We start from the raw sequence: 20,687 nt of genomic DNA on the forward strand, positions 1-20,687 counted from the left end.
TAGATAGCTGAATATAGCTATTAGAGAGTAAGCCAAATAGTAAGCAAGTTAGATAGCTGAATATAGCTACTAGAGAGTAAGCTGAATAGTAAACAAGTTAGATAGCTGAATATAGCTACTAGAGAGTAAGCTGAATAGTAAACAAGTTAGATAGCTGAATATAGCTATTAGAGAGTAAGATGAATAGCAGGTAAGTTAGATAGCCTAATATAGTTGTTTATTAGTATAGTTATTCTGCAAGAATCCGACAACGACGCTATTTGAACAAAGTTTCTGACCATGCTTTTAACACAAAGCCTTAACACGTTTAAGATGAAATCCTTTTACACCAAGGGCTGAGCTACCCTAAAACAGCGACTTTAGTGAGCACTATACACATAGCAAAGCCCGTAATATCAGCGATTATCGTTGGCGTTACAGGCTTTTTTGTTACTTAAATGGCGTTGCTTTAACACGTTTGTTAACACAGGCAGATGTTGGTAAGCGATTTTTGGTTGGTGGAGGTGCTCAGATTGCTGATATATCAAACTTGGTCGCGTGTTAAAAGCTGTTAAGAGATTAAAAATTGATCTATTCTAAGTTACAATAATAATTCTCAAAAGGAGATAGTACTATTGCAAAAGTTAGGGTTAATTGGCGGAACGGGGCTTGAATCTACAGTTATTTATTATCGAAAAATTTGCCAGCGACATTATCAGGATACTGGATCTCTGCTACCTTTAAATATTGAATCGTTAAGTGTCTACAAAGTATTGTAATTTAGTGGCAACCGTGAGTTTAACGAATTGGTAGACTATTTGGCTCGTGGAGTGAATAATCTTGAAAAGAGTGGTGCAAATTTTGCTGCTTTAACAGGGATTACACCGCATGTAGTTTCGATGCCAGCTGTGCTTTGTGAATATGCTAGAGAACGACAACATAAACGATTAGCTCTTTTAGGAACGGCGCCGACCATGTCTCAACATTTTATTCAAAACGCCTTTAAAGGTAGTGAAATTAGCATTATTGTTCCACAAAAAGATGAGCAGTCTTATATTGACGAAAAAATTGAAAAAGAATTAGAAAAGGGGATTGTTAAAGAAAAAACTCAACAGCGTTTAAAGCAGATCATTAGCCGAATGATTAATGATGATAAGGTTGACGGCATTATTCTGGGCTGTACGGAACTACCGCTGGCCTTTAACGACTTACAGCTACCAGTAGAAACTTTGGATGCAATGGAAATTCATATTCAAGAGTTGGTTAAATTGATTGAGGGTAATTTGAAAGGCAAATTAAATAAATTATAAATATTATTGCAACGAATATTGGTATCTGATCAAGAAAAAAGTACCAGATCTCTAAATAATAAACCCTGGTACCCTTTATGGAAGATAGCTGTTAATGACCACCTGCAAGGTTGGTAATTACAACTCCAATAACAATCAAGCTGATTCCGAAAACTTGTAATCCCGAAGTGTGTTCATGAAATAAGAAGAATGAAACCAAAGCGGCTAAAACAATCCCAGCGCCGCCCCAAGTCGCATAAGCAATATTGAGTTTGATTCCTTTTAGTGATAAAGATAGAAAAAAGAAGCATAAACCATATGAAATTAAAGTCCCCAGGGAGAACCAAAGATGGGTAAAACCATTAGATAATTTCATCAGGTTAGTGCCAATCAATTCCATAATAATCGCTAAAGCAAGTTCGAAGTAATGCATTTTATAGCACCTCTTTCTTAATTTAAAAGTATTATATCGGCGAAAATTTAAAATTATTAGTCTTGAATTTATAAAAATTCTCGCGAGGTAACAATTTATCGATGCAAAATCAATCAATTTTGCACCGATAATTTTTAAATTACACTGAAAATTTAGTATAGAATGTTACATAGAGAAGCAAATTATTTCAACAAGAATGAAAAAAGCAAAATGCCATATTCTAATCAAAAGGTAAATTTAGTATGTATAACTTGAATTTTATTACAGACTTAGCGAGTCCTGATCTAGACCCATACGTACGACTAACGGAAGCTCAGCTCTTTCATGCCAAGGGTACGCAGAACGGATTATTTATTGCAGAAAGTCCCAAGGTTATTGAACGGGCCCTCCGTGCTGGTTATCAGCCGGCGTCCCTTTTAGTGGAAGAAAAAGTCTTAGACCGTGATTTGGCTGACCTCGATCACGAAATGATAATGAATCAGACAGAAGGCTTAGGACAAACGCCAATTTATGTTATTAATAATCAGCAAGTTCGTCAACTAGCCGGCTACAATCTTTTGCGGGGTGCGCTTGCTGCAATGTATCGGGTGCAGCGTCCAAATCTTGCGTCTTTTTTAAAATCGATTCCGAATCCTCATCCACGGATTGCAGTTCTGGAGCGAGTGGTTAATCCTGCTAATATTGGGGCAATCTTTCGTTCAGCAGCGGCGCTGGGCATTGATGGGGTTATTGTAACCAGTGACTCTGCTGATCCTCTTTATCGACGCTCTTCGCGAGTATCGATGGGGACTGTCTTCCAAATTCCTTGGACTTATCTCGATGCCAGAACCTGGCAAACGGAAGGTATTAACCTCCTGCATCGCTTTGGGTATCGAACGGCTGCCATGGCACTGCGTCATAACACCATTAGGATTGATGATCCACAGTTGGCTAAATTAGACAAGTTGGCCATTATCCTTGGATCAGAGGGCCCCGGTTTAGAATAACGGACAATTACCCAGAGCGATTTGACAATTAAGATTCCGATGGCTGTAGGAGTCGATTCTTTGAACGTTGCTGCCGCTTCTGCACTGGCATTTTGGGAGCTTGGCAATCGAACACAGGACAATTAATAAGCTTAAGAAGGTTTTAGAATGTTACAATCAATCAAAAATAAATCGGCAATTATTACCGGAGCATCTTCAGGAATTGGGAAAGCAACCGCATTAGCCCTCGCTCGTGAAGGGGTCAATCTTGTTTTGACAGCTCGTTCAGCGGACAAACTAGCTGCTATTTGCAAAGAATGTATGAAGTACAATATTCAAGCGTATTATTACGCTGGAGATATTACTGACGAGCAAACCTCAATCGAGACGGTTAAGCTAGCAAAAGAAAAATTCGGTAAAATTGATATTTTAATTGCTAATGCTGGGATTGGTCTGGTTCAAGATTTTCTTGACAGTTCGATGGCGGACTACGATCGGTTGATGAATACTAATATGCGTGGTGATTACGCTATTTGTTTGCATACTATTCGGGAGATGGTTAAGCAACATGAAGGTCAGGTGATCATTACTTCATCAGTCACGGGAATTGATGCACATGGTGATGAAACAGCATATACTGCTACCAAGTTTGCTAATCGTGGGTTTGCTCACAGCCTAAACGAAGCTTTTCGTCCAAAGGGAATTAAGGTGTGTTGCATGGATCCATCAGCTACGGATACTCAATTTGAGATCGGTAATGGACGGACTAAAGAAGAAAACGATGCTTCAATCATGTTGACCAGTGAGGACGTTGCTGATGCGATGGTCTTTGTTTGCAAGCAGTCGAAAAACGCCCGAATCATGGAAATGCGGATTGCATCCATGGCAGGAAACTAAGGAGGACTATTATGGCCAAAAGTGAATTACAAAAACTAATGGATGGTGAATGGTACCGAGTAAATGACGCTGAGGTGGCAGCACGAAAGGTTAATTCTGCAACTCTCTGTCAAGAATTCAATGCAATTCCTGAAAATGAGCCAGCAAAGCAAGAAGCTAAAGCGCGGGAGATTTTTGGCTCGGCTGGCAAAAACTTAGTGGTTCATAGTCGTTTAAATGTTGATTATGGGAAGAATATCCATGTCGGGGATAACTTTTTAGCTAACTATATAATTTAACTGTCCTTGATATTGCACCAGTTGAGATTGGTGATAATGTTTGGATTGGACCGGATACTGATATTTATACGGTAAACCACCCACTTACAGTCAAAGGTCGTCGGGAACGACTGGGAATTGGTAAGCCAGTAAAAATTGGAAATGATGTTTGGATTGGTGGACATAGTACAATTTGCCCGGGCGTAACCATTGGTAATGGTGTAGTGGTTGCTGCGGGAGCGGTAGTAACTAAAAATGTTCCAGACAATACCCTGGTAGGTGGCGTTCCGGCAAAAGTCATTAAAAAATTGATCAGTAATGTCAAAAACATTGAATCAAAAACTGAAATTTGATTTAATAAAGATAGAAATCAATTAATTAAGTAACATAAGCGACCTGGAATCGTGAGGATGACTATTCTTCAAGTATTTTCTAGGCTGCTTTTTTATGGAGTAGGATATGGAAGAACTATTTGAAAAAGCACCAGTTAAGCGGGTGTACTTTAAACTAGCGTTGCCTGTCGTCTTAGTCATGATCACGACCATGATTTACAATTTAGCGGACACGATGTTTGTCGCTAAGACTGGGGATACTAATTTGGTTGCTGGAATCACCATAGGTGCACCACTCTTTACCTTTTTATTGGCGATTGCTGATATTTTTGGCCTTGGTGGTTCATCAGTGATCTCCCGTTTGTTTGGGGAACAAAACTATGAATTAGGACGGAAAATCAGCAGTTTCTGTATGTATGCAGGAATTATTACTGGCTTAGCATTGACGGTTTTATTATTAATTTTTGAAAAGCCAATCTTAACGATGTTGGGCGCTCGTGCAGCAACGTATGGCGAAGCTGCCAACTTTTATCGTGTGCTGTCGATCGGAGCGGTTTTCATTATTTTCAGTTTGATTCCACAAAATTTAATTCGGACGGAAGGTTTAGCAATTGAGGCGATGCTTGCAACAATGACCGGGACGATCCTAGCCATTATTTTAGATCCCATCTTTCTGTTCGTATTAAAGATGGGCGCTACGGGAGTAGGGATTGCTAACGTGTTGGGCTATACCGTTACTGACGTCATGTTGGTCGGATTCATTTGGAAAAAGGCGAAATTTATTACGCTAAATCCACGCAAGCTGAAGATTGATGGAACATCTTTCAAGGACGTCGTGGCAATTGGTATTCCAGGTTCAATCACTAACTTTGCCCAAAGTTTTGGTATGGCACTCCTGAATTCTTCGCTTGCTATTTATGGGGCTGATAAAGTAGCTGCTATGGGGATCACGCAAAAGGTATATGGCATTGTGATCTTGGTAATTGTCGGCTTCACCTTTGGTGCGCAACCTCTTCTTGGCTATAATTATGGTTCGAAAAACTGGCAACGTCTGAAAGAAATTCTGCAGTTTGATATCTTAGTTCAGGTTGTCTATGCAGTAATCGTTGGAGGGCTGTTGATTTTGTTTGCACGCCCTGTAGTTGTTCTATTTATGAACCGTCCAAATATTGTGAGCGCCGGCAGTTACATGCTACTAGCTACGATTATTACAACCCCAGTGGTTGGGATCGTGTTAGTATACACCACGATTTTTCAATCAATCGGTAATGCGTGGGGCGCCTTTATTATGGCCATTGCGCGACAAGGAATTGTTTATTTCATCGTTTTAGAAGGAATGAAATTATTGATGGGTTACCACGGAATAGTATGGGCGCAGGCCATCAGTGATGTTGTGACTTGTATCATTGGTTTCTTCATTTATGAAAAGAGTTTGGATTTAAAAGATAAGATTAAAGAGCAGAGAAAATAGTGTAGATAGAAAAAGTCGTTAATCAATGATCATTCTTAACCCGCACTGATATTAGCAGCTACATGCCTGGCTAGATTGAAAATGCTTTTATGACTACAAAATAAAGCATTACTTAATAAAGATTATTTTAAAATTCATTAATAATTAGTGATGGATAGCTATTATTCAAATGATATGCATGATACAATTTAGGTGTATCAAACGCAAATGGTAACTTGTTTCCTGGTAGTTTGGAAGTAAGTTGCCATTAAGTATTTAAAGGGAAATTATTGAAACGTGAATTACAACTTGTTAGCTGATTAGCGTTACAATGATAGGTGAATGACTGAACTAAATTTTAAATGTAAGAGGGGGAGCAAATGGGTAAGAATAATCGACAAAGGAATCTGGTTCCAGAAAGACGAAACTTTAAATTATACAAAGCAAAGAAACAATGGATAACCGCTTGTGCAACGTTCTTACTGACATTTGGTGCGACTGCGGTTATGAATGTCAGTGCAAGTGCTGACGCAAATTCCGATACAGGGAGTACCACTCCACAAGCCACAGAAGTATCTAGTAATGATTCGACTGATCATACTAGTAATAGTACCGATTCTTCTAAAGTAGTATTAAGTTCTACTGCCAGTGAACAACCAGAATCACAGACTAGCGGCGATTCGACACCGGCAAAACAAACTGCTGATTCATCAAATGATGTCACTACTTCAGAAGCTTCAGCCGACAAATCAGCAGCGCAGGATGAAAAAAATGGTAGCAATAACCCAACCAATGATCAGACTTTAAAGGTTGGTCAGTCAACAAATGCTGACACCAGTACATTAAAAGAGTCAAAAGCAGCAACTGAAAATATTGCTCCAATTGCTTTAAATGTTGATGCAAACATGATGTCGGTAGTTCCGGGGGACTACCTTGATCAACAACGATGCCAAGTACTTCATTAAGAACTACAGCGAATTAGAAAAGGCTGGTGCCAAGTTCTCTTGGGTGAGTTATACAGATCCTTCCACAGGCGAAACCGTGGAAGTCGTCAAGGACGGCTTTACAACAGGGACAGGTCCAGATGATGTCTATTATGATGCTGTAGTTAGGGTAACTTATGGTGATGGGACAACTGCAGAAGTTGACACCAACTTTAATGCTGAAGGGCTAGTTACCCTTAGTCCAGAAAAATATTATTATGTAAAAAATGTTGGTGACAAGGCCGATCCTAATACTGCCGACGCTAATGGCAACAGCTTGGCTAATATATTAAATTACGGGCAGACTGTTGCTGGTAATAGCGAAGGTGTAACTGCCAAGTTGGTAACCCCGCTTGATACCAGTAAAATTGGTATTCACTGGGCAGAGGTTGAAGTAACCGATCATGCGATCAGTGCCTATGGTGATGAGGGTTATTCCAATGGACAGCCCGTTCGGGTAATTGGTAGATCTTACACGGTTAAGATTCCATATGTGGTTAAAGAGATCGCTTTGCGAACTGACATTCCGATTGATAGTGCTGGTCATCCAGTGATTACTGTTCAGTCACATGAAGGCGACGACTCTTCATTGGCATTTGACCCGACTATCGATAATGGTCCGAATGGCGGTGCCTGGGGTGAATATTTCTACCAAGATTATGCGTTAGCTTATGCTTTAGGAATTAGAGCGGATGCAAGTAAATTGAAGTCATCTACCAATAGTGATGAGAATAGCTTCACCATTAGTCTTGACGGCCTACCAAACGCTAACGTACAAACTGTAGACGTACAATATGCAACGTTGGTCAACGATAAAATGTACATCTATAATAAAAACGTTAACAATATCAATAGTAGAGGCTACGGAGCTTTCGCTATGCAGAACAGGCTTGAATTCCAAAACCTCATTAAAAATGGCGTATTAAAGGATAATGTCCATATTACATTAGCTAACGGAACAACTATTTCACCAACTAATTTGGAATTAATACGAAGCATAGTAAATGGTACTGGTGGTATTTTCGGTGGAAAATTTGTTATTAATTACAATGCGATCCTAAATCAAAAACAATGGTTTACCATTAACCTCAATGGTAAATCAGTGTCATTTACCACTGATACTGATGGAAAGCCGCTCGGATCAGATGGCGAGGTCATTAAAGGCTCTGACGGGAAGCCATTATTTACCATTAATTCTAATGGTGAGCCGGTGGATTCAAACGGCCAGGTGATGACGGATTCTGACGGAGAGCCACTAAAAATACTATCGGTTCAACCGCTAATTTGGACATCTAATACGATTATGAGTAATGCTGCTACGGATGAATTTCAAAAAGAAGTTGAAAAATGGTATGCAGCTACCAATGGTAATGGTAAGGCAACTTATTTTGGAACGCCTAATTATTCAGTGAGTTGTAGGAACTTAACTACAGAAGGTCAAGTTTTAGCACCAACTTTAAAGAATGACGCTAATTTAGATGTCGATATTACAGATGGCGCACGGACATACGCAGAAGCTGATAAAGACGGTACGGTTAATAATCGCAATTTAGCTGCCTTTATACAGAACCCAACCAGTGTGCAACAGCTAATTGACAATGGCTATAGCAGATGGGATGTGAGAAGTACCCCTAATGATCTAGGGACATCAACGAATAAAAATGTAGCCTATGGGGCTACTATTAATAATTGGCCAGCAGGCACCAAATTTGTGTGGAAAGGTGAAGACGGTTCAAACGAATTAATTTTTGACAAGGCCGGCGAAAGTAAGACAGGCTCGATCACAATTGAGTTACCTGGTTATGACGCTAAAGCAACGGCGGCAGCTAATGAACCATTTGTGTACACAGTATCTGATGTCACGCTCCACTCACATGCTGAGGTAACTGCTAAGAATGAGACCGTTGATTATGGTACTAAGTTAACTGCTGCTGATTTGGTTACTAACAAGGACGTATTTCCAGCGGGTACCACTTTCCAATTTGTTGATAATACTGAACCTGATTGGCGTAAACCAGGATCTTATTCAAACGTAACCATTACTGCAACCTACCCAACTGATTATTTGACTAAAGATGGTAAGCATGAAATCACTACTAAGCCAGTCACAGTTGCCGTAGCAATTAACGATACTCGGACCATCACTGTGCTTCAAGGCACTACAATTCCAAGTGTTGACTCAGTTTTGAACTTACCTTCAGACTGGCCAGAACATACTGCTAAGTGGACTCAAGATGTTAATAGTAATGCTACTAATCAGGGACAAATTACAGTTCATTATGCAGATAGTGGCCTAGATCAGGATATCAAGGTCTACGTAACTGTAATCCCAAAGGATACTGCAGTTGATAATCCTGAATTTAATACTAATGGAAAACAGTATGGCAAGACTGACGGCGAAAGTATTGCTAATGGTGATAACCAAGGAGCAGTTTTAACAACCAATAATGGTAAGGCTGTTTCATATGAGACATACAATGAGAGTGGTGTAGCGGGTGAGCCAAGTACATTCAAGCAAGAAAGTACTGATTACACACCAACTTATAGTTTGTCAGGTTTGAAGACTAATGCGGACGGTAGTTTAGTCATCGGCAATCAAACGTTTCTGTGCGTGTATCTGTGCCAAAGGGAACGATTGGAGCTTTAACTGATGCAGATGGTAATTCTTACTATGATTTAACTACAAATATTGTTGTTGCTCAGCCAGTAACGTTTGAATTCGTTGATACTTACGATAATAATAAGGTGATCGGCCAAGCTTATTCACAAGAATTTGTTCCTGGTAAAAAAACTAATCTAGACTTTACAATGACAATGCCGGAAGGCGAAAAGGGCGTTTATGACTACGTTTTAGCTGATGGACAATCACTTCCAACGTCATACACTTTGCAGGAATTTAGTGAGAAGCCAGTAGTAGTCAAGATTGGCGTTCACCAGTCGATGCACTTTAAGATTGTTTTCTGGGATGATACTGAAAACAAGGAATTGTATTCTACTGAAGTCCCAAGTGCTAACGCAGCAAATGGTGGATACTATATTGTCAATTTCCCTGCAGGAACTTTCCCAGCCGGTGTTAATGCTGGTTATTATGCATCAGTTGGTGCAACGGGTGTACCTGAAGGAGCTACATTTAGCGGCAACTATAAAGAACCATTAACTGACCCTTCTACAGATTGGACAGTGCCTAACTACCAGTGGGATAAGACAGAAGCGGTAGAAAAGGCCTTGACTGGTGCAACAATTACCATTCATGTTAAACACAAGACAGAAGTACTTGGTGAAAATTCTAATATTCCAGATGGTACTAAGACTGCAGAGGGTCAGTTGGTAACTCGTGATGATTTCAGTAAGACATTTACAAGAAAGATTACAGAATATCTTCCCGCTGCAACTGGTACTGAGCAAACGAAAGATTTAAGTCAGACCGTTACCATTAACCGTACTGGTGTAAGAGATCTCGTAACTGGAATTTTGACTTGGAATGACTACAAAGATGGCGAAAGCAATGTGAAGTTTGCCGATGGTGCAATTAGTGGTCAAGCTAGTTACAAGATTACGCCATTATCAAGTGCAGCTAAGTTAGCTAACACTGAAGAAGGTAACTACAGCAAAGTTTATAATGCTCAAACAACTGATCAAATCGATCCAAGTAAGTTCCAAATTACTGCAACTGTTAATGGTCAACTTCTTAATACAACTGGTATTACTGGTAATAGTTATCAATGGGTAGATGCTGATGGCAATGCTTTAACTACGAAGCCAACGAATGTCGGTACTTACTATGTCAAGTTAACTGATACTGCATTCCAGAAGTTACAAGCAGATAATCCAAACTACACTTTAACTAACACTGGTTTAGGTGTTTACAAGATTACTCCTGCACAAGGCTCTGCAACTTTGAGCGGTAATAATTCTAAGGTTTACGATGGTCAAGTAATTTCAGTTGATCAGTTGAACAGCAATGGTCAAATTAAGGTTAACTTGAACTTCCCAGGCGGCAACAATGCTAGTTACACTTTGCAATCAGGTGACTACACCATTTCTGGCAACGCCACTGATGCTGGTGATTACACCATTAATTTGACGCAAGCTGGGATTACCAATATTGAAAACTACATCAAGTCCTTGGCTGGTACTGGTTAAGACGGTGCAAGTAATGTGGCGTTCGCTGATAATGCGGTCTCCGGAGCTGCTTCATTTACGATTGAAAAATCCAAGAACGTGGTTAGTGTTGGTGGTACTCAAGCGGAAACCTATAAGGGTGCAGCTTATGACGTTGCCTATAAAGCTGACGGCACGAACAGTGTAACTGTTTCAATCGCTAGAGCAGACGGCAACACAACTGGTGCTGTTGGCAACCTGACCAAGGTAACGCTTGATTCAGATGACTTTACAATTGTGGACGGCCCAGCCAAAAATGTCGGATCATATAAGATTGCTTTAACTAAGGATGGTCTGGACAAGATTCAAAATGCTCTTGGTAATAACTATGCAGTGGCCGTAAATAGTGATGCTACTGGTACGTTGAAGATTGGGCCATACATGGCTAGTGCGGTCTTCTCCGGTGATCCGGTATGGAGTTATAATGGCGGTGTTAAGCCTGAATATTGGAAAGACTTCACGGTTACGTTGGATGAGCCAAATAATCCAACCTATGATTTGAAGGCGACTGATCTTGAATTCTTGGTCAATAGGAAATGGACTTCTGTTGCCCCGGTAAATGTCGGTACTTACAAGGTTCGCATTTCTGATCAGGGTTGGAAGAATATTAAGGCACTCAATAGTGACAACGTTACATGGAGCGCCACCGCTTCAGATGGTGAAGGTAGTTACGAGGTTAAGCAGGCGAAGGTCACTGCTACCCTTAGCGGTCAGAATTCGATGGTATACAGCGGTAATGCTGCAACTACCACTGATCTTTACGCCGGCGACTCCACAATCAAAGTTGTAATCAATAGCGACGGTGAAATTGCTAACTTGCCTCAGGAAATGACTCTTGCAGATGGTGATTACACTTGGAACACTGCTGATGGCAAGGCTCCGGTAAATGTCGGCCCTTACACGATTAGTTTGACCCAAGCTGGTTTAACTAAGGTCCAAGACTTGATTAATAGTGCCGTTGGGGAAGGTAATGTTGCTTTAACTACTACGCCAGCAAATGGCGGTACGGCTAACTTTGTAATTACTCAAGCTGTTGCCCCAAACGTTCAGCTTTACGGTAGCGAGAAGAGTACTTATAACGGTAAGGAAGTTGAGTTTGTCCCAACAAATACGGAAGCGAAGAAGAATTATGGCTTCAACAATGTTGAAAACTTAACGATGCCGACTCTGACGAGTGAAGACTTCGAATGGGTTGACCAGGATGGTAATGCTGTAGCTACGCCAGTGAATGCCGGGACTTATTACTTACAATTGAATGCCAAGGGTAAGGCCGCAATTGCGAATGTTAACCAGAACTACAGCTTTGTTGATCAAAATGGCAATAGCACGATTAGTGGGATGATTACGTATACCGTTGCTCCAGCTAACTTGTCGCTGACTGTTTCTGGGACAGCTTCCAAAGTTTATAACGGTGAAGACGCTAAAATTACGCAAAAGCAAATTGATGATGGTGAAATTAAAGTAGTCTGGAATACTTCTAATGATGCTCCATCACTTGAGTACAACTTCACTCCAGCTGACTTTGAAGTGGTTGATAAGAATGGTCAACCAGCTGTTCACGCTAACGCCGGGATTAATAACCAAGGACAAACGCTAATTGCTAAGGATAATCCTTACTATGTCCGTCTCACTGATGCAGCGATTGCTAAGGTCAAAGCGTTAGCGAATGCAAGCAACTACAATATCACGCAAGCTGAAGATTCAGGTAAGTACTTAATTTATGCTCAAAAGGCTGAATTGACGTTAACTGGTAGTCAAACCACTACTTATGGAACGTCCATGCCGCTTGATCCGAGTGCATATCAGATTGACTTCAGTAACTGGAGTGGCTCAACCCCAAAGCCGCAGATCACTTTAGAAAATGGCGATATTTATGTTGATACTAACGGTGATGGTCAAGAGGGCGCTGCGCTCCCTGTCAATGTTGGTGAATACAAAGTCAAGATTGCTAAGCAGTTAGCAGATAAGTTACAAAAACTGTATCCAGACTATGACTTCTCAGGAACCATTGATGTACAAGCTGCGCAGAATGGTCAGACTGATTACTCTGCAGTAGTTGTGCCAAAACATGATACGGCTTCATATAATATCATTCCTGCTGTTGCTACTTTAAAGATTAACGGTGCGCAACACGTAAAGTATGGTACTTCGAACGCTGTTCAGGATGGTCAATACACAGTTGATGTAACTGCGCCAGTTAATGGTAAGGAAACGTCAGTTGTAACTAAGGTGGCGCTGACGGTTGCTGATTTGACGACTGTACCAAGTAATTCAAAGGCTGGTACTTACACGCTTCGTTTGACGGCTACTGGTTTAGCTAAGGTGCAAGCTGCAATTACTGGTCATGGTGATGTAACCAAGAATTATGATTGGAAGAATGCCGATCAAGCAACTGCTAACTTCTTTATTGATCAAATGCCAGTGAAGATTAGTCTTAGCGGCAATGGATCAGTTACTTATGGTTCTCCAGATTGGCTGAACACAATTAAGGATCAGCCAAACGGTTATACATTGACCATCACTACCGAAAATGGTGATGACTTAACGTACAATCTCCAAGCTGGTGATTTGAAATACACGCAAACGCCAGGCAATGCTGGTGATTACTCAGTCGTATTGACTGATCAAGGCTTGCAGAACATCGAAAAAGCGTTAGGGACTGACTATGAATACCCACAATCGACTGCTGATACGACCGGCACCGCGCAATTAAAGGTTGAAAAAGGCGATGCAAACGTTACGGTTGACGGCAGTTGGGAGAAGACTTATGATGCTGAGCAGACGTTACCGAATGATCTTTCTGGTCACTATGGTGTCGGCTATGTCACGATTTACAAGGCAGATGGCACTGCGACAGAGGTCCAATTACAGCCGAGTGATTCGACATTTGCTAATGGTGCTAACGCTACAAATGTTGGCACTTACGATGTTGTCTTATCCGAAAGTGGTAAGGAACGCATTAAGGCTTTAGACGGCGCTAATGGTGACAACTACAATTGGACGTTTGATTCAACTGGTACTTACATTGTTGATCAAGCTACTGGTCAGGCGGAATTAACTGGTCAAAACTCTAAGGTGTTTGATGGCCAGCCGGTAACCACGACTGAAGTGAATGCTAATGGTCAGATTGTGGTTAACTTGACTCTGCCAGTTTATGAGCAAGGTGCTGAACCAGGCGATGCTCCAACCTTGGTTAAAACAATCAACCTGGGAAGTTACACTCTGCAAGATGGTGATTACACTTGGAACACCAGTGATGGCAAGGCACCAACTAATGTTGGAGATTCCTACAAGATCACTCTGAATAAAGACAAGATCTTGAGTCATTTGCAAACTCGTTTGACTGAGTTGAACGGGACAGGTCAAGATGGTGAAAGCAACGTCACGATTAATACCGATGATCTTTCAGGGACCGCTAGCTTTGTGATCACGCCGAAGAACATTACGAATGTGGTAATTTCCGGCGATGACCAAAGTAAGCAGTACGACGGTCAAGGTGCAAACCTTGATGTTAGTGGCTTGAAGATTAGTGGCGACGGTGTGGTTGCTGATACGCCATTAGTTGACACAGGAATTACTGCCGATGACTTTGACTGGTATGATGCGAGTGGTCAACAACTTGATGCGGCTCCAGTGAATGTTGGTAACTACACCGCGCGGTTGAAGGGTGCAGCGCTTGCTAAACTTCAACAAGCTAACCAGAACTACAACTTCGATGCAGCTAGTGCAGCTATTAATTACGCAATTACCCAGAAGGCTGCAAAGGTTGTGGTTAGTGGTAATGATGTACGTAATTACACTGGTCAAGGGACCAGTGTTGCGGACGTTTTGAACAAGGTTACTTTGAATGGTAATGATCTTGTTCAAGGACAAAAGTTGAATACCACGGGCTTAACTGCGAATGACTATGCATGGTACACAAAGAATGCTGATGGTACTTACACTGTGACTGGTGATCCAGTAAACGCTGGTACTTACTACTTGAAGCTTAAGGAGAGCGGCATTGATAAGATCAAGGACGACAATCCAAACTACAGCTTCGCGAGTGATGCCATTAATGGTGAGTTTACTTACACCATTAACGCGGTTAGTGGTACTGCTACTTTGAGTGGTGAAAATAGTAAGGTTTATGATGGTCAGGCGGTTACTAATGATGAAGTAATCAGTCCTAATGGGACGATTGCAGTAACGTTTGGGTTCCCAGGCAGCACTGATAAGGATACTTATGTCCTCCAAACTGGTGATTATACTTGGAACGTTGATGATCCAACCAATGCGGGAACGTACACACTTACTTTAAGTGCGGCTGGTCTTGCTCACTTGCAAGAAGCAATTAATCAATATGCCGGCAGTGGCAATGTAACTCTGAATGCCAACAGTCTAAAGGGTTCGGCAAGCTTCACTATTGACCCGAAGCCACTGACTGTGACCTTAACTGATAAGTCCAGCACCCCAGATGGCAAGACTTATGATGGTCAACCAGCGACGATTGATCACAATGCAGCAAACTTTGGTATTTTTAATGCTAATGGTTTAGTTGATGGTGAAAGTTTGAACGTTGCTAACTTAACTGATGGTGACTATGAATGGGTCGACGCTAATGGTAATCAGATTGACGCACCAACAAATGCTGGTACTTACTACATCGCTTTAACTCTGGCTGGTTTGGCTCAACTGCAAAAGGATAATCCAAACTACCAGATTACTGAACAAGGTCGTTTCAAGTACGTGATCAGTCCGGTGGTTACTAATGTATCCATTTCCGGTCGTCAAGAAAGTACAGGAACCACAATTGATGCTACTCACTACCAGGTAAATGCTCCTGCTGGGGTAACAGTTCCTGAAGGACTGACATACCAATTTGTTAACGGTACCCCAACTGAATCTGGAACCTACCTGATTGGTTTGACGCCAGAGAGTTTGAATGCTCTGGAAAAGGCCAACCCGAACTACAAGCTGCAGGTTTCTTCAACGGCTGAATTCACGTTGGATGCAACTGTCCACGTTATCTTCCAAGATACTGATGAAGATAACAAGCAGGTTGGTCAAGAGATCACCAAGTCCGGCGTAGCTGATTCAACGGTTGATCTTGGATTGCAGCTTCCGGAAAACTATCTTCTCGCTCCGGGTGAAAAGCCATTAGCTGAGTTAAATAATTACACATTTGGTAAAGATTTGACGCAGAATTTGTACATCAAACTGGTTCATAAGATTGTCGAAGTTAACCCGACTGATCCATCTACCAATCCAAAGCCGGAAGATCAAAACTGGTTTAAGGAAAATGGCTTGGTTAAGGATGTAATGCGGACGATCAACTACCATGGCTTGAGTCAAGATCAGTTAGCTGAAATCCCAGCTTCTGAGAAGACTCAAACGGTTCACTTTACTAGAACTGCCCAGTATGACTTGGTAACTGGAAAGCTGATCGCAGGCAGTGAAGGTGATTGGAATCCAGCTAGCGACAATTTAGCAGGCTTTACACCACACCAATTTGCTGGCTACACAGCAAAACCTGGTGAGATTGCAGCATTAGTAGTAACTGCTAATACTCCTAGTGTCATAATCGTTGACGTGACCTACGTCAAGAACACTGAACCAGTTCATCCAGGTGGCAATGGTGAACAACCAGGTCAAAATGGTAATAGTACGCTTCCTGGCGGCAAGGGTAATGTAACGGATCATAATAAAGAGAATTCATCAGCCCAACATACTGATATTAATAAGAAGACAAACACGAACCAATTGCCACAAACTGGGAACGCAGATAACTTAGCCATGATGGGCTTAGGTGCTGCTACCCTGTTGAGTATGTTTGGCCTTGCTGGTTTAGATAAAAAACGTGGCAAGTAAATAAGCGATTCTCGAAAGAGTTGGAAAAAGGACTAATTTTAGTTCTTTTCCAGCTCTTTTTTTGTGTAATAAAAAAGTGGGGCTGTGACACAAACCCGATTACTTTAATAAAAAGCGAACAGCGCAGTACACAAATGGCCTCCAGTGCTCGGCAAAGCCGAACTCTGGAGGCCTATTTGTACTTGCGGGGGCGTGAAAACGAAGTCATAAATGACTTCTGTCACGCTCCCACTGGATGAAGTTTGATAAAGGGATAGTTGTCAATGGACAATTAACCTTCGCCATCGTCCATTTGAACATTATTTTGGGACTGATTTTGTTGAATCTTTTGAATTGCAGCATCGAGCTGGGATTTATAAGTGCTAAATTGAGCGGCGAGTTCATCTTTATTGTATGACTTGCTAAAATCCTTATTACCGTGAGTATAGTGATCAACATCAATCTGATCATTATTAAAGCTGATGATGTACCATGCAAAGACGAACTTTCCTTCACCAATCTGAAATGTTGGATCTTCATGTTGTTCGATCGCCATCGGTTGTTCAGTTGCTGGGTTCGAACTTTGACCGTTTGCTAAGTCGTTAAAGGTCTTAAATTTATCGTCAATTGAATCACCGCGGAGCGAATTGATGTAGGCCGCGACCGCTAATTCTTCGTTGTTTAATTCCGCCTTTTGTGGTTCTGCTGCTGATGATGGTTTACTTGAAGAGTGCTGTTCCTGATGCTGCTTAGTTGATGAAGATGAAGTTGGCTTATTTTGCACTTTGGACTGTTGGTTGGCATTGTTGCTGCCGAAGATGAAAAACAAGACCGCACATAAAACGACGATAATCCCACCGAGCAGGCTATAAATGATTTTAAATTTATTCATTAATGATCATCTCTTCCACTTAATACATCGTCCATCAGTTTCTGGTTAATCTCTTCTGAATGTTGGTCATTGTAATTAATCTTTTGAATCAGTTCATCAATTTGTGCTTTCTTATCATGGTAGCGATTAATAAGATCTTTCTTGTTGAGGGTTCCTTCGCTGTGTTCGCCAGTCATGTCAGAGATTTTATGATCAATGCTGTCACCATTAATCGTCACGATCAAACGGGTTGATCCAGCGGTACCTTCTTGAAACTGGAATGAATTATCACTAAGCTGCTTGATTTGCATCAGCATTTCCTGACGTGGGTCAACTTGTTCAGTGGTATCAGCCATGGCATCGTTCAATTTTTGATCAATGCTATCTGATTTACCGAGATCAACTAAGGCCATCGCGGCCAGTTCCTCATTCGTAAACGACGGCTGAGTTGCTTGTGGCTTGGATGAAGAGTGGGCTTGTGCAGCTTTCTTAACTACCTTCGAAGATTTCTTTTGCGCAGTGGTTGTGGAATGGTTACTACTATTAGTTCCTAGTATGAACAACAGCACGGCACAAAGAATAACGGCAATTACTGAAAGGCCACAGATTATAACTTTGTTGTTTTTAGTCATGTCAATCTCCTGTTATTTAACCTCACCGATTTTTGTTAGTTTGAACTGCAGCTTATCATTATTAAAATCACTATCATTGGATGATTTGATGCGGGCTTGAATCGAAGAGCGATTGTACTTAACAATATTAAATTTACTATCAACCGAATCACCGTCGTACATAGTAAACTATTTATTATTAATTGAGTAAGTCAATTTATCATAATCAATCTTATGGAGTACGGTCTCAAAATCATGGGTCTCAAATTGCTTGATATCGTTTTTCTTAACTGTACCAGCAAGATGGTGACCATCATTGTCAAAAGCTAAATAAATGATCATGGTACCATCGGTGTCTTTACCACCAATTTCGCCGCTAACTGTACATTGATAAATAGAACCAGTGACCGCTTTTTGTAAACTTGGGTGTTGGTATTTCCACCAACCAAAGCCAGCCAGGGCAAAGACGATAATCAAAATTCCAATTCCGGTTAGTAGTTTACGTTGTTTAGTCATTGAATGACTTTTTAATTTTGGGGACGGTTGATGGCCGACCTTTCGACCACAGTTGGGACAAAACTGACTATTACTCTCTAGTTGAGCACCACAGTACTTACAGAATTTCATGTAATTTCCTCACTTTATATTTTCTAACGAATGGTATTGACGACTAACGATGTCCCAAACGGTGGTGCCTGAACTATAGGTTTGCGCGTCATTCCGGAGTTTTAAGTTACCGGCGGTTGAAACACGATACACCCGGTATTCAATATCCCTTAATCCAGGATTTTTTCGCATGATTTTAACCACGATTCGTTTATGACCACGGGTCCACCACGATACCACCCGAAAGTTTTGGTTGTTGATCGGAATTTTCTCGGCACCGTTTGGAAGAGTACCATTATTGGAGGTATAGAAATGCCACCATGCCCACCGTTCAGCCATTGGGCGAGTAATGCCATGAATGTCATTGGCAGAAACAATTTGAGATGGTCCAGGAACGTTGGCAATGAAGGAAGTTGTGCAAGCTATTAGACAAGATAAAATTATTATTCCTAACCAACGGTAAATTCTTTTCATCATAATTCTCCTGTTATTTTGCTTGTGTTACTTGCATATTATTGGCCAGATCATGAACTTGTTTTCCGGCGTGGTGGTTATTTACGAATTTAGCAATATCTGACCAAGTAGTTGAAGCTTGCGGATGACTAAATTCTTCGATGGTTTGATCGATTGTTTCATCTTCACTACCTGGCCCATCAGGAACACGATACAAGTAGACTTTATCGCCATCTGTGGTAAAAAATTCGCCACCGCCTTTACCTAGCCCATTAGCTTGAACCCGAATGGGATTGGACCCTTGTTTATAGTAACGGTGTTCGTCATCTCCACCCAGTCCTTGTTGAGCAAGCGCGCCATGTTGAGAATAGAGATTAAACTTATCCCAGAATTGGATATTATTAACACTGGCATAATAAATAACTGCCGCAATTTTCTCCTTTTGATTCATCGAATTGGCTTGCATTTTATTTTGGTCAGTGTGCTTTTGTTTTTTGGCCGTTAAACTAACCTGTCGATGGTTAGAGCTAGTTGTGGAATGACCGCTGTGTGCACCTAATAAGAATAAAATCAGTGCAACCAGAATAACGATAACTGCAGACAGAATCATGATGACTTTTTGATGCGACTTATCTTGAGAATTACTTGTGTGGTCGACCCGCTTTTGCGTAATTTTCGGTTGGTCGAGCTTGGTACCACAGTTTTCACAAAAAAGACTATCTTCGGTATTTTCAAACCCGCACTTTGGACACTTTTTCATAATTAACCTCATTTTTGGATTTCTTGAGCAATTTTTTGAACTTTGGCGAACGCGTGGTGGTCTTTGATATAGCTATTAATCGCTGACCAACTAACTGTCATTATTGGGCGTTTTTGGTCGACTTTATCAACTGTCGTGATGGGTCCACCTTGATAATAGAAGTAGACGTTATCCCCGTCTTTAGCAAAAAATGTCGTTCCGTCACCACCTAGTAAAACATTACTAGGGTTTTTGTCGGTAACATTAATTTCGGTTGGTTTAGTTCCCTGCTGGTAATCTTTGGAAGCCTTACTAATCGTCACTTTCTTATTACCTTCGTACTCACTGGTGCTAGGCCAGTGGCGAATATTATTTTCCCCGGCATAGTATAGAATGGCCGCGGTCTGCATTTTTCGATCAGCCGTTTTAGCGTTAAATTGTTGAGCTGATAATGGGTGATGAGAGCGTGAACTATTGGTGGAGTGACCACCAATTTCAAAGATGATGAGGGCAATCAATATAATCGCCAGTCCCCAAATCCAATAATGATGTGTAGCGTGTGAATTCTTTTTGACAGGAACTAATTTAGCTCCGCAATTCGCACAAAAAACACTATCAGCAGTATTTTGAAAATGATATTTTGAACATTCTTTCATTGTTAAATTCCTATTCACTGAGATCATTGACGTCGCCATCTGGATTTGGTTTTTGCAGAATAACGCCATGAATCTTAATTACTTTGACGCCAAAACTAACATTGCCGTGAATATCGTCACCAGGGAAGTAACGGGGCAGGGAGGTGTCTGGATCACCATAAGCATCCACAAATTGG

Annotated in this window: 15 protein-coding genes and 2 pseudogenes; 9 read left to right on the top strand and 8 right to left on the bottom strand. The window is 41.1% G+C overall.

Features of this window, described 5'->3' with window-relative positions; genetic code table 11:
* Positions 1-785 precede the first annotated feature (785 nt).
* Positions 786-1,289 (top strand): aspartate/glutamate racemase family protein, encoded by a 504-nt coding sequence (locus AC1EKL_RS07750; RefSeq protein WP_480190270.1) that lies wholly within the window; start codon positions 786-788, stop codon positions 1,287-1,289.
* Positions 1,290-1,380: 91 nt separating this feature from the next.
* On the opposite strand, the gene AC1EKL_RS07755 is transcribed toward AC1EKL_RS07750, so the two are convergent.
* A complete protein-coding gene (locus AC1EKL_RS07755; RefSeq protein WP_480189569.1) occupies positions 1,381-1,701 on the bottom strand; it encodes a DMT family transporter in 321 nt (106 codons plus the stop codon).
* Between the two features lie 242 nt (positions 1,702-1,943).
* Between AC1EKL_RS07755 and AC1EKL_RS07760 the strand changes: the two are divergent.
* From AC1EKL_RS07760 to AC1EKL_RS07795, 8 genes and pseudogenes are all read left to right on the top strand, one after another.
* Positions 1,944-2,813: pseudogene (locus AC1EKL_RS07760) on the top strand (TrmH family RNA methyltransferase).
* A gap of 21 nt (positions 2,814-2,834) precedes the next feature.
* Complete coding sequence (locus tag AC1EKL_RS07765; RefSeq protein WP_480189568.1) at positions 2,835-3,563, top strand: SDR family oxidoreductase; 729 nt, start codon at positions 2,835-2,837, stop codon at positions 3,561-3,563.
* A gap of 11 nt (positions 3,564-3,574) precedes the next feature.
* Positions 3,575-4,173: pseudogene (locus AC1EKL_RS07770) on the top strand (sugar O-acetyltransferase).
* A gap of 106 nt (positions 4,174-4,279) precedes the next feature.
* Positions 4,280-5,623, top strand: a complete 1,344-nt coding sequence (locus AC1EKL_RS07775) for an MATE family efflux transporter (protein WP_480189567.1) — start codon at positions 4,280-4,282, stop codon at positions 5,621-5,623.
* 359 nt (positions 5,624-5,982) lie between these two features.
* Positions 5,983-6,567 (top strand): KxYKxGKxW signal peptide domain-containing protein, encoded by a 585-nt coding sequence (locus tag AC1EKL_RS07780; protein WP_480189566.1) that lies wholly within the window; start codon positions 5,983-5,985, stop codon positions 6,565-6,567.
* On the top strand, positions 6,536-9,232 hold the full coding sequence (locus AC1EKL_RS07785) for a Rib/alpha-like domain-containing protein (RefSeq protein WP_480189565.1): 2,697 nt from the start codon (positions 6,536-6,538) through the stop codon (positions 9,230-9,232). Before AC1EKL_RS07780 ends, AC1EKL_RS07785 begins: the two co-directional genes overlap by 32 nt.
* A complete protein-coding gene (locus AC1EKL_RS07790) occupies positions 9,205-10,728 on the top strand; it encodes an MBG domain-containing protein (protein WP_480189564.1) in 1,524 nt (507 codons plus the stop codon). The genes AC1EKL_RS07785 and AC1EKL_RS07790 overlap by 28 nt, the downstream gene beginning before the upstream one ends.
* 15 nt (positions 10,729-10,743) lie before the next feature.
* Entirely contained in the window at positions 10,744-16,596 is a 5,853-nt protein-coding gene (locus AC1EKL_RS07795; protein WP_480190271.1) for an MBG domain-containing protein, read from the top strand.
* Positions 16,597-16,867: 271 nt separating this feature from the next.
* Here the strand turns inward: AC1EKL_RS07795 and AC1EKL_RS07800 are convergent, their stop codons facing one another.
* The 7 genes from AC1EKL_RS07800 to AC1EKL_RS07830 all read right to left on the bottom strand — a co-directional run bounded on the left by AC1EKL_RS07800 (position 16,868) and on the right by AC1EKL_RS07830 (position 20,680).
* Complete coding sequence (locus AC1EKL_RS07800; protein WP_480189563.1) at positions 16,868-17,467, bottom strand: hypothetical protein; 600 nt, start codon at positions 17,465-17,467, stop codon at positions 16,868-16,870.
* Positions 17,467-18,078: a hypothetical protein gene (locus AC1EKL_RS07805; RefSeq protein ID WP_480189562.1), complete on the bottom strand. Its 612-nt coding sequence runs from the start codon at positions 18,076-18,078 to the stop codon at positions 17,467-17,469. Before AC1EKL_RS07805 ends, AC1EKL_RS07800 begins: the two co-directional genes overlap by 1 nt.
* Before the next feature lie 168 nt (positions 18,079-18,246).
* Positions 18,247-18,684, bottom strand: coding sequence for a zinc-ribbon domain-containing protein (locus AC1EKL_RS07810; protein WP_480189561.1), 438 nt, complete (start codon positions 18,682-18,684; stop codon positions 18,247-18,249).
* Positions 18,685-18,693: 9 nt separating this feature from the next.
* Positions 18,694-19,137, bottom strand: coding sequence for a hypothetical protein (locus AC1EKL_RS07815; RefSeq protein WP_480190050.1), 444 nt, complete (start codon positions 19,135-19,137; stop codon positions 18,694-18,696).
* 13 nt (positions 19,138-19,150) lie between these two features.
* Entirely contained in the window at positions 19,151-19,876 is a 726-nt protein-coding gene (locus tag AC1EKL_RS07820; protein ID WP_480189559.1) for a zinc-ribbon domain-containing protein, read from the bottom strand.
* Between the two features lie 8 nt (positions 19,877-19,884).
* Complete coding sequence (locus AC1EKL_RS07825; protein WP_480189558.1) at positions 19,885-20,511, bottom strand: hypothetical protein; 627 nt, start codon at positions 20,509-20,511, stop codon at positions 19,885-19,887.
* Between the two features lie 10 nt (positions 20,512-20,521).
* Positions 20,522-20,680, bottom strand: coding sequence for a hypothetical protein (locus AC1EKL_RS07830; RefSeq protein ID WP_480189557.1), 159 nt, complete (start codon positions 20,678-20,680; stop codon positions 20,522-20,524).
* Between the last annotated feature and the right edge of the window lie 7 nt (positions 20,681-20,687).

This window comes from Limosilactobacillus sp. C0001E2 (assembly GCF_056590915.1).

Bases quoted from the DNA above. Each gene is read 5' to 3' on its own strand.
- AC1EKL_RS07800 (WP_480189563.1), bottom strand. From the start codon at position 17,467: ATGAATAAATTTAAAATCATTTATAGCCTGCTCGGTGGGATTATCGTC.
- AC1EKL_RS07775 (WP_480189567.1), top strand. From the start codon at position 4,280: ATGGAAGAACTATTTGAAAAAGCACCAGTTAAGCGGGTGTACTTTAAA.
- AC1EKL_RS07820 (WP_480189559.1), bottom strand. From the start codon at position 19,876: ATGAAAAAGTGTCCAAAGTGCGGGTTTGAAAATACCGAAGATAGTCTT.
- AC1EKL_RS07805 (WP_480189562.1), bottom strand. From the start codon at position 18,078: ATGACTAAAAACAACAAAGTTATAATCTGTGGCCTTTCAGTAATTGCC.
- AC1EKL_RS07755 (WP_480189569.1), bottom strand. From the start codon at position 1,701: ATGCATTACTTCGAACTTGCTTTAGCGATTATTATGGAATTGATTGGC.
- AC1EKL_RS07780 (WP_480189566.1), top strand. From the start codon at position 5,983: ATGGGTAAGAATAATCGACAAAGGAATCTGGTTCCAGAAAGACGAAAC.
- AC1EKL_RS07810 (WP_480189561.1), bottom strand. From the start codon at position 18,684: ATGAAATTCTGTAAGTACTGTGGTGCTCAACTAGAGAGTAATAGTCAG.
- AC1EKL_RS07765 (WP_480189568.1), top strand. From the start codon at position 2,835: ATGTTACAATCAATCAAAAATAAATCGGCAATTATTACCGGAGCATCT.
- AC1EKL_RS07825 (WP_480189558.1), bottom strand. From the start codon at position 20,511: ATGAAAGAATGTTCAAAATATCATTTTCAAAATACTGCTGATAGTGTT.
- AC1EKL_RS07815 (WP_480190050.1), bottom strand. From the start codon at position 19,137: ATGAAAAGAATTTACCGTTGGTTAGGAATAATAATTTTATCTTGTCTA.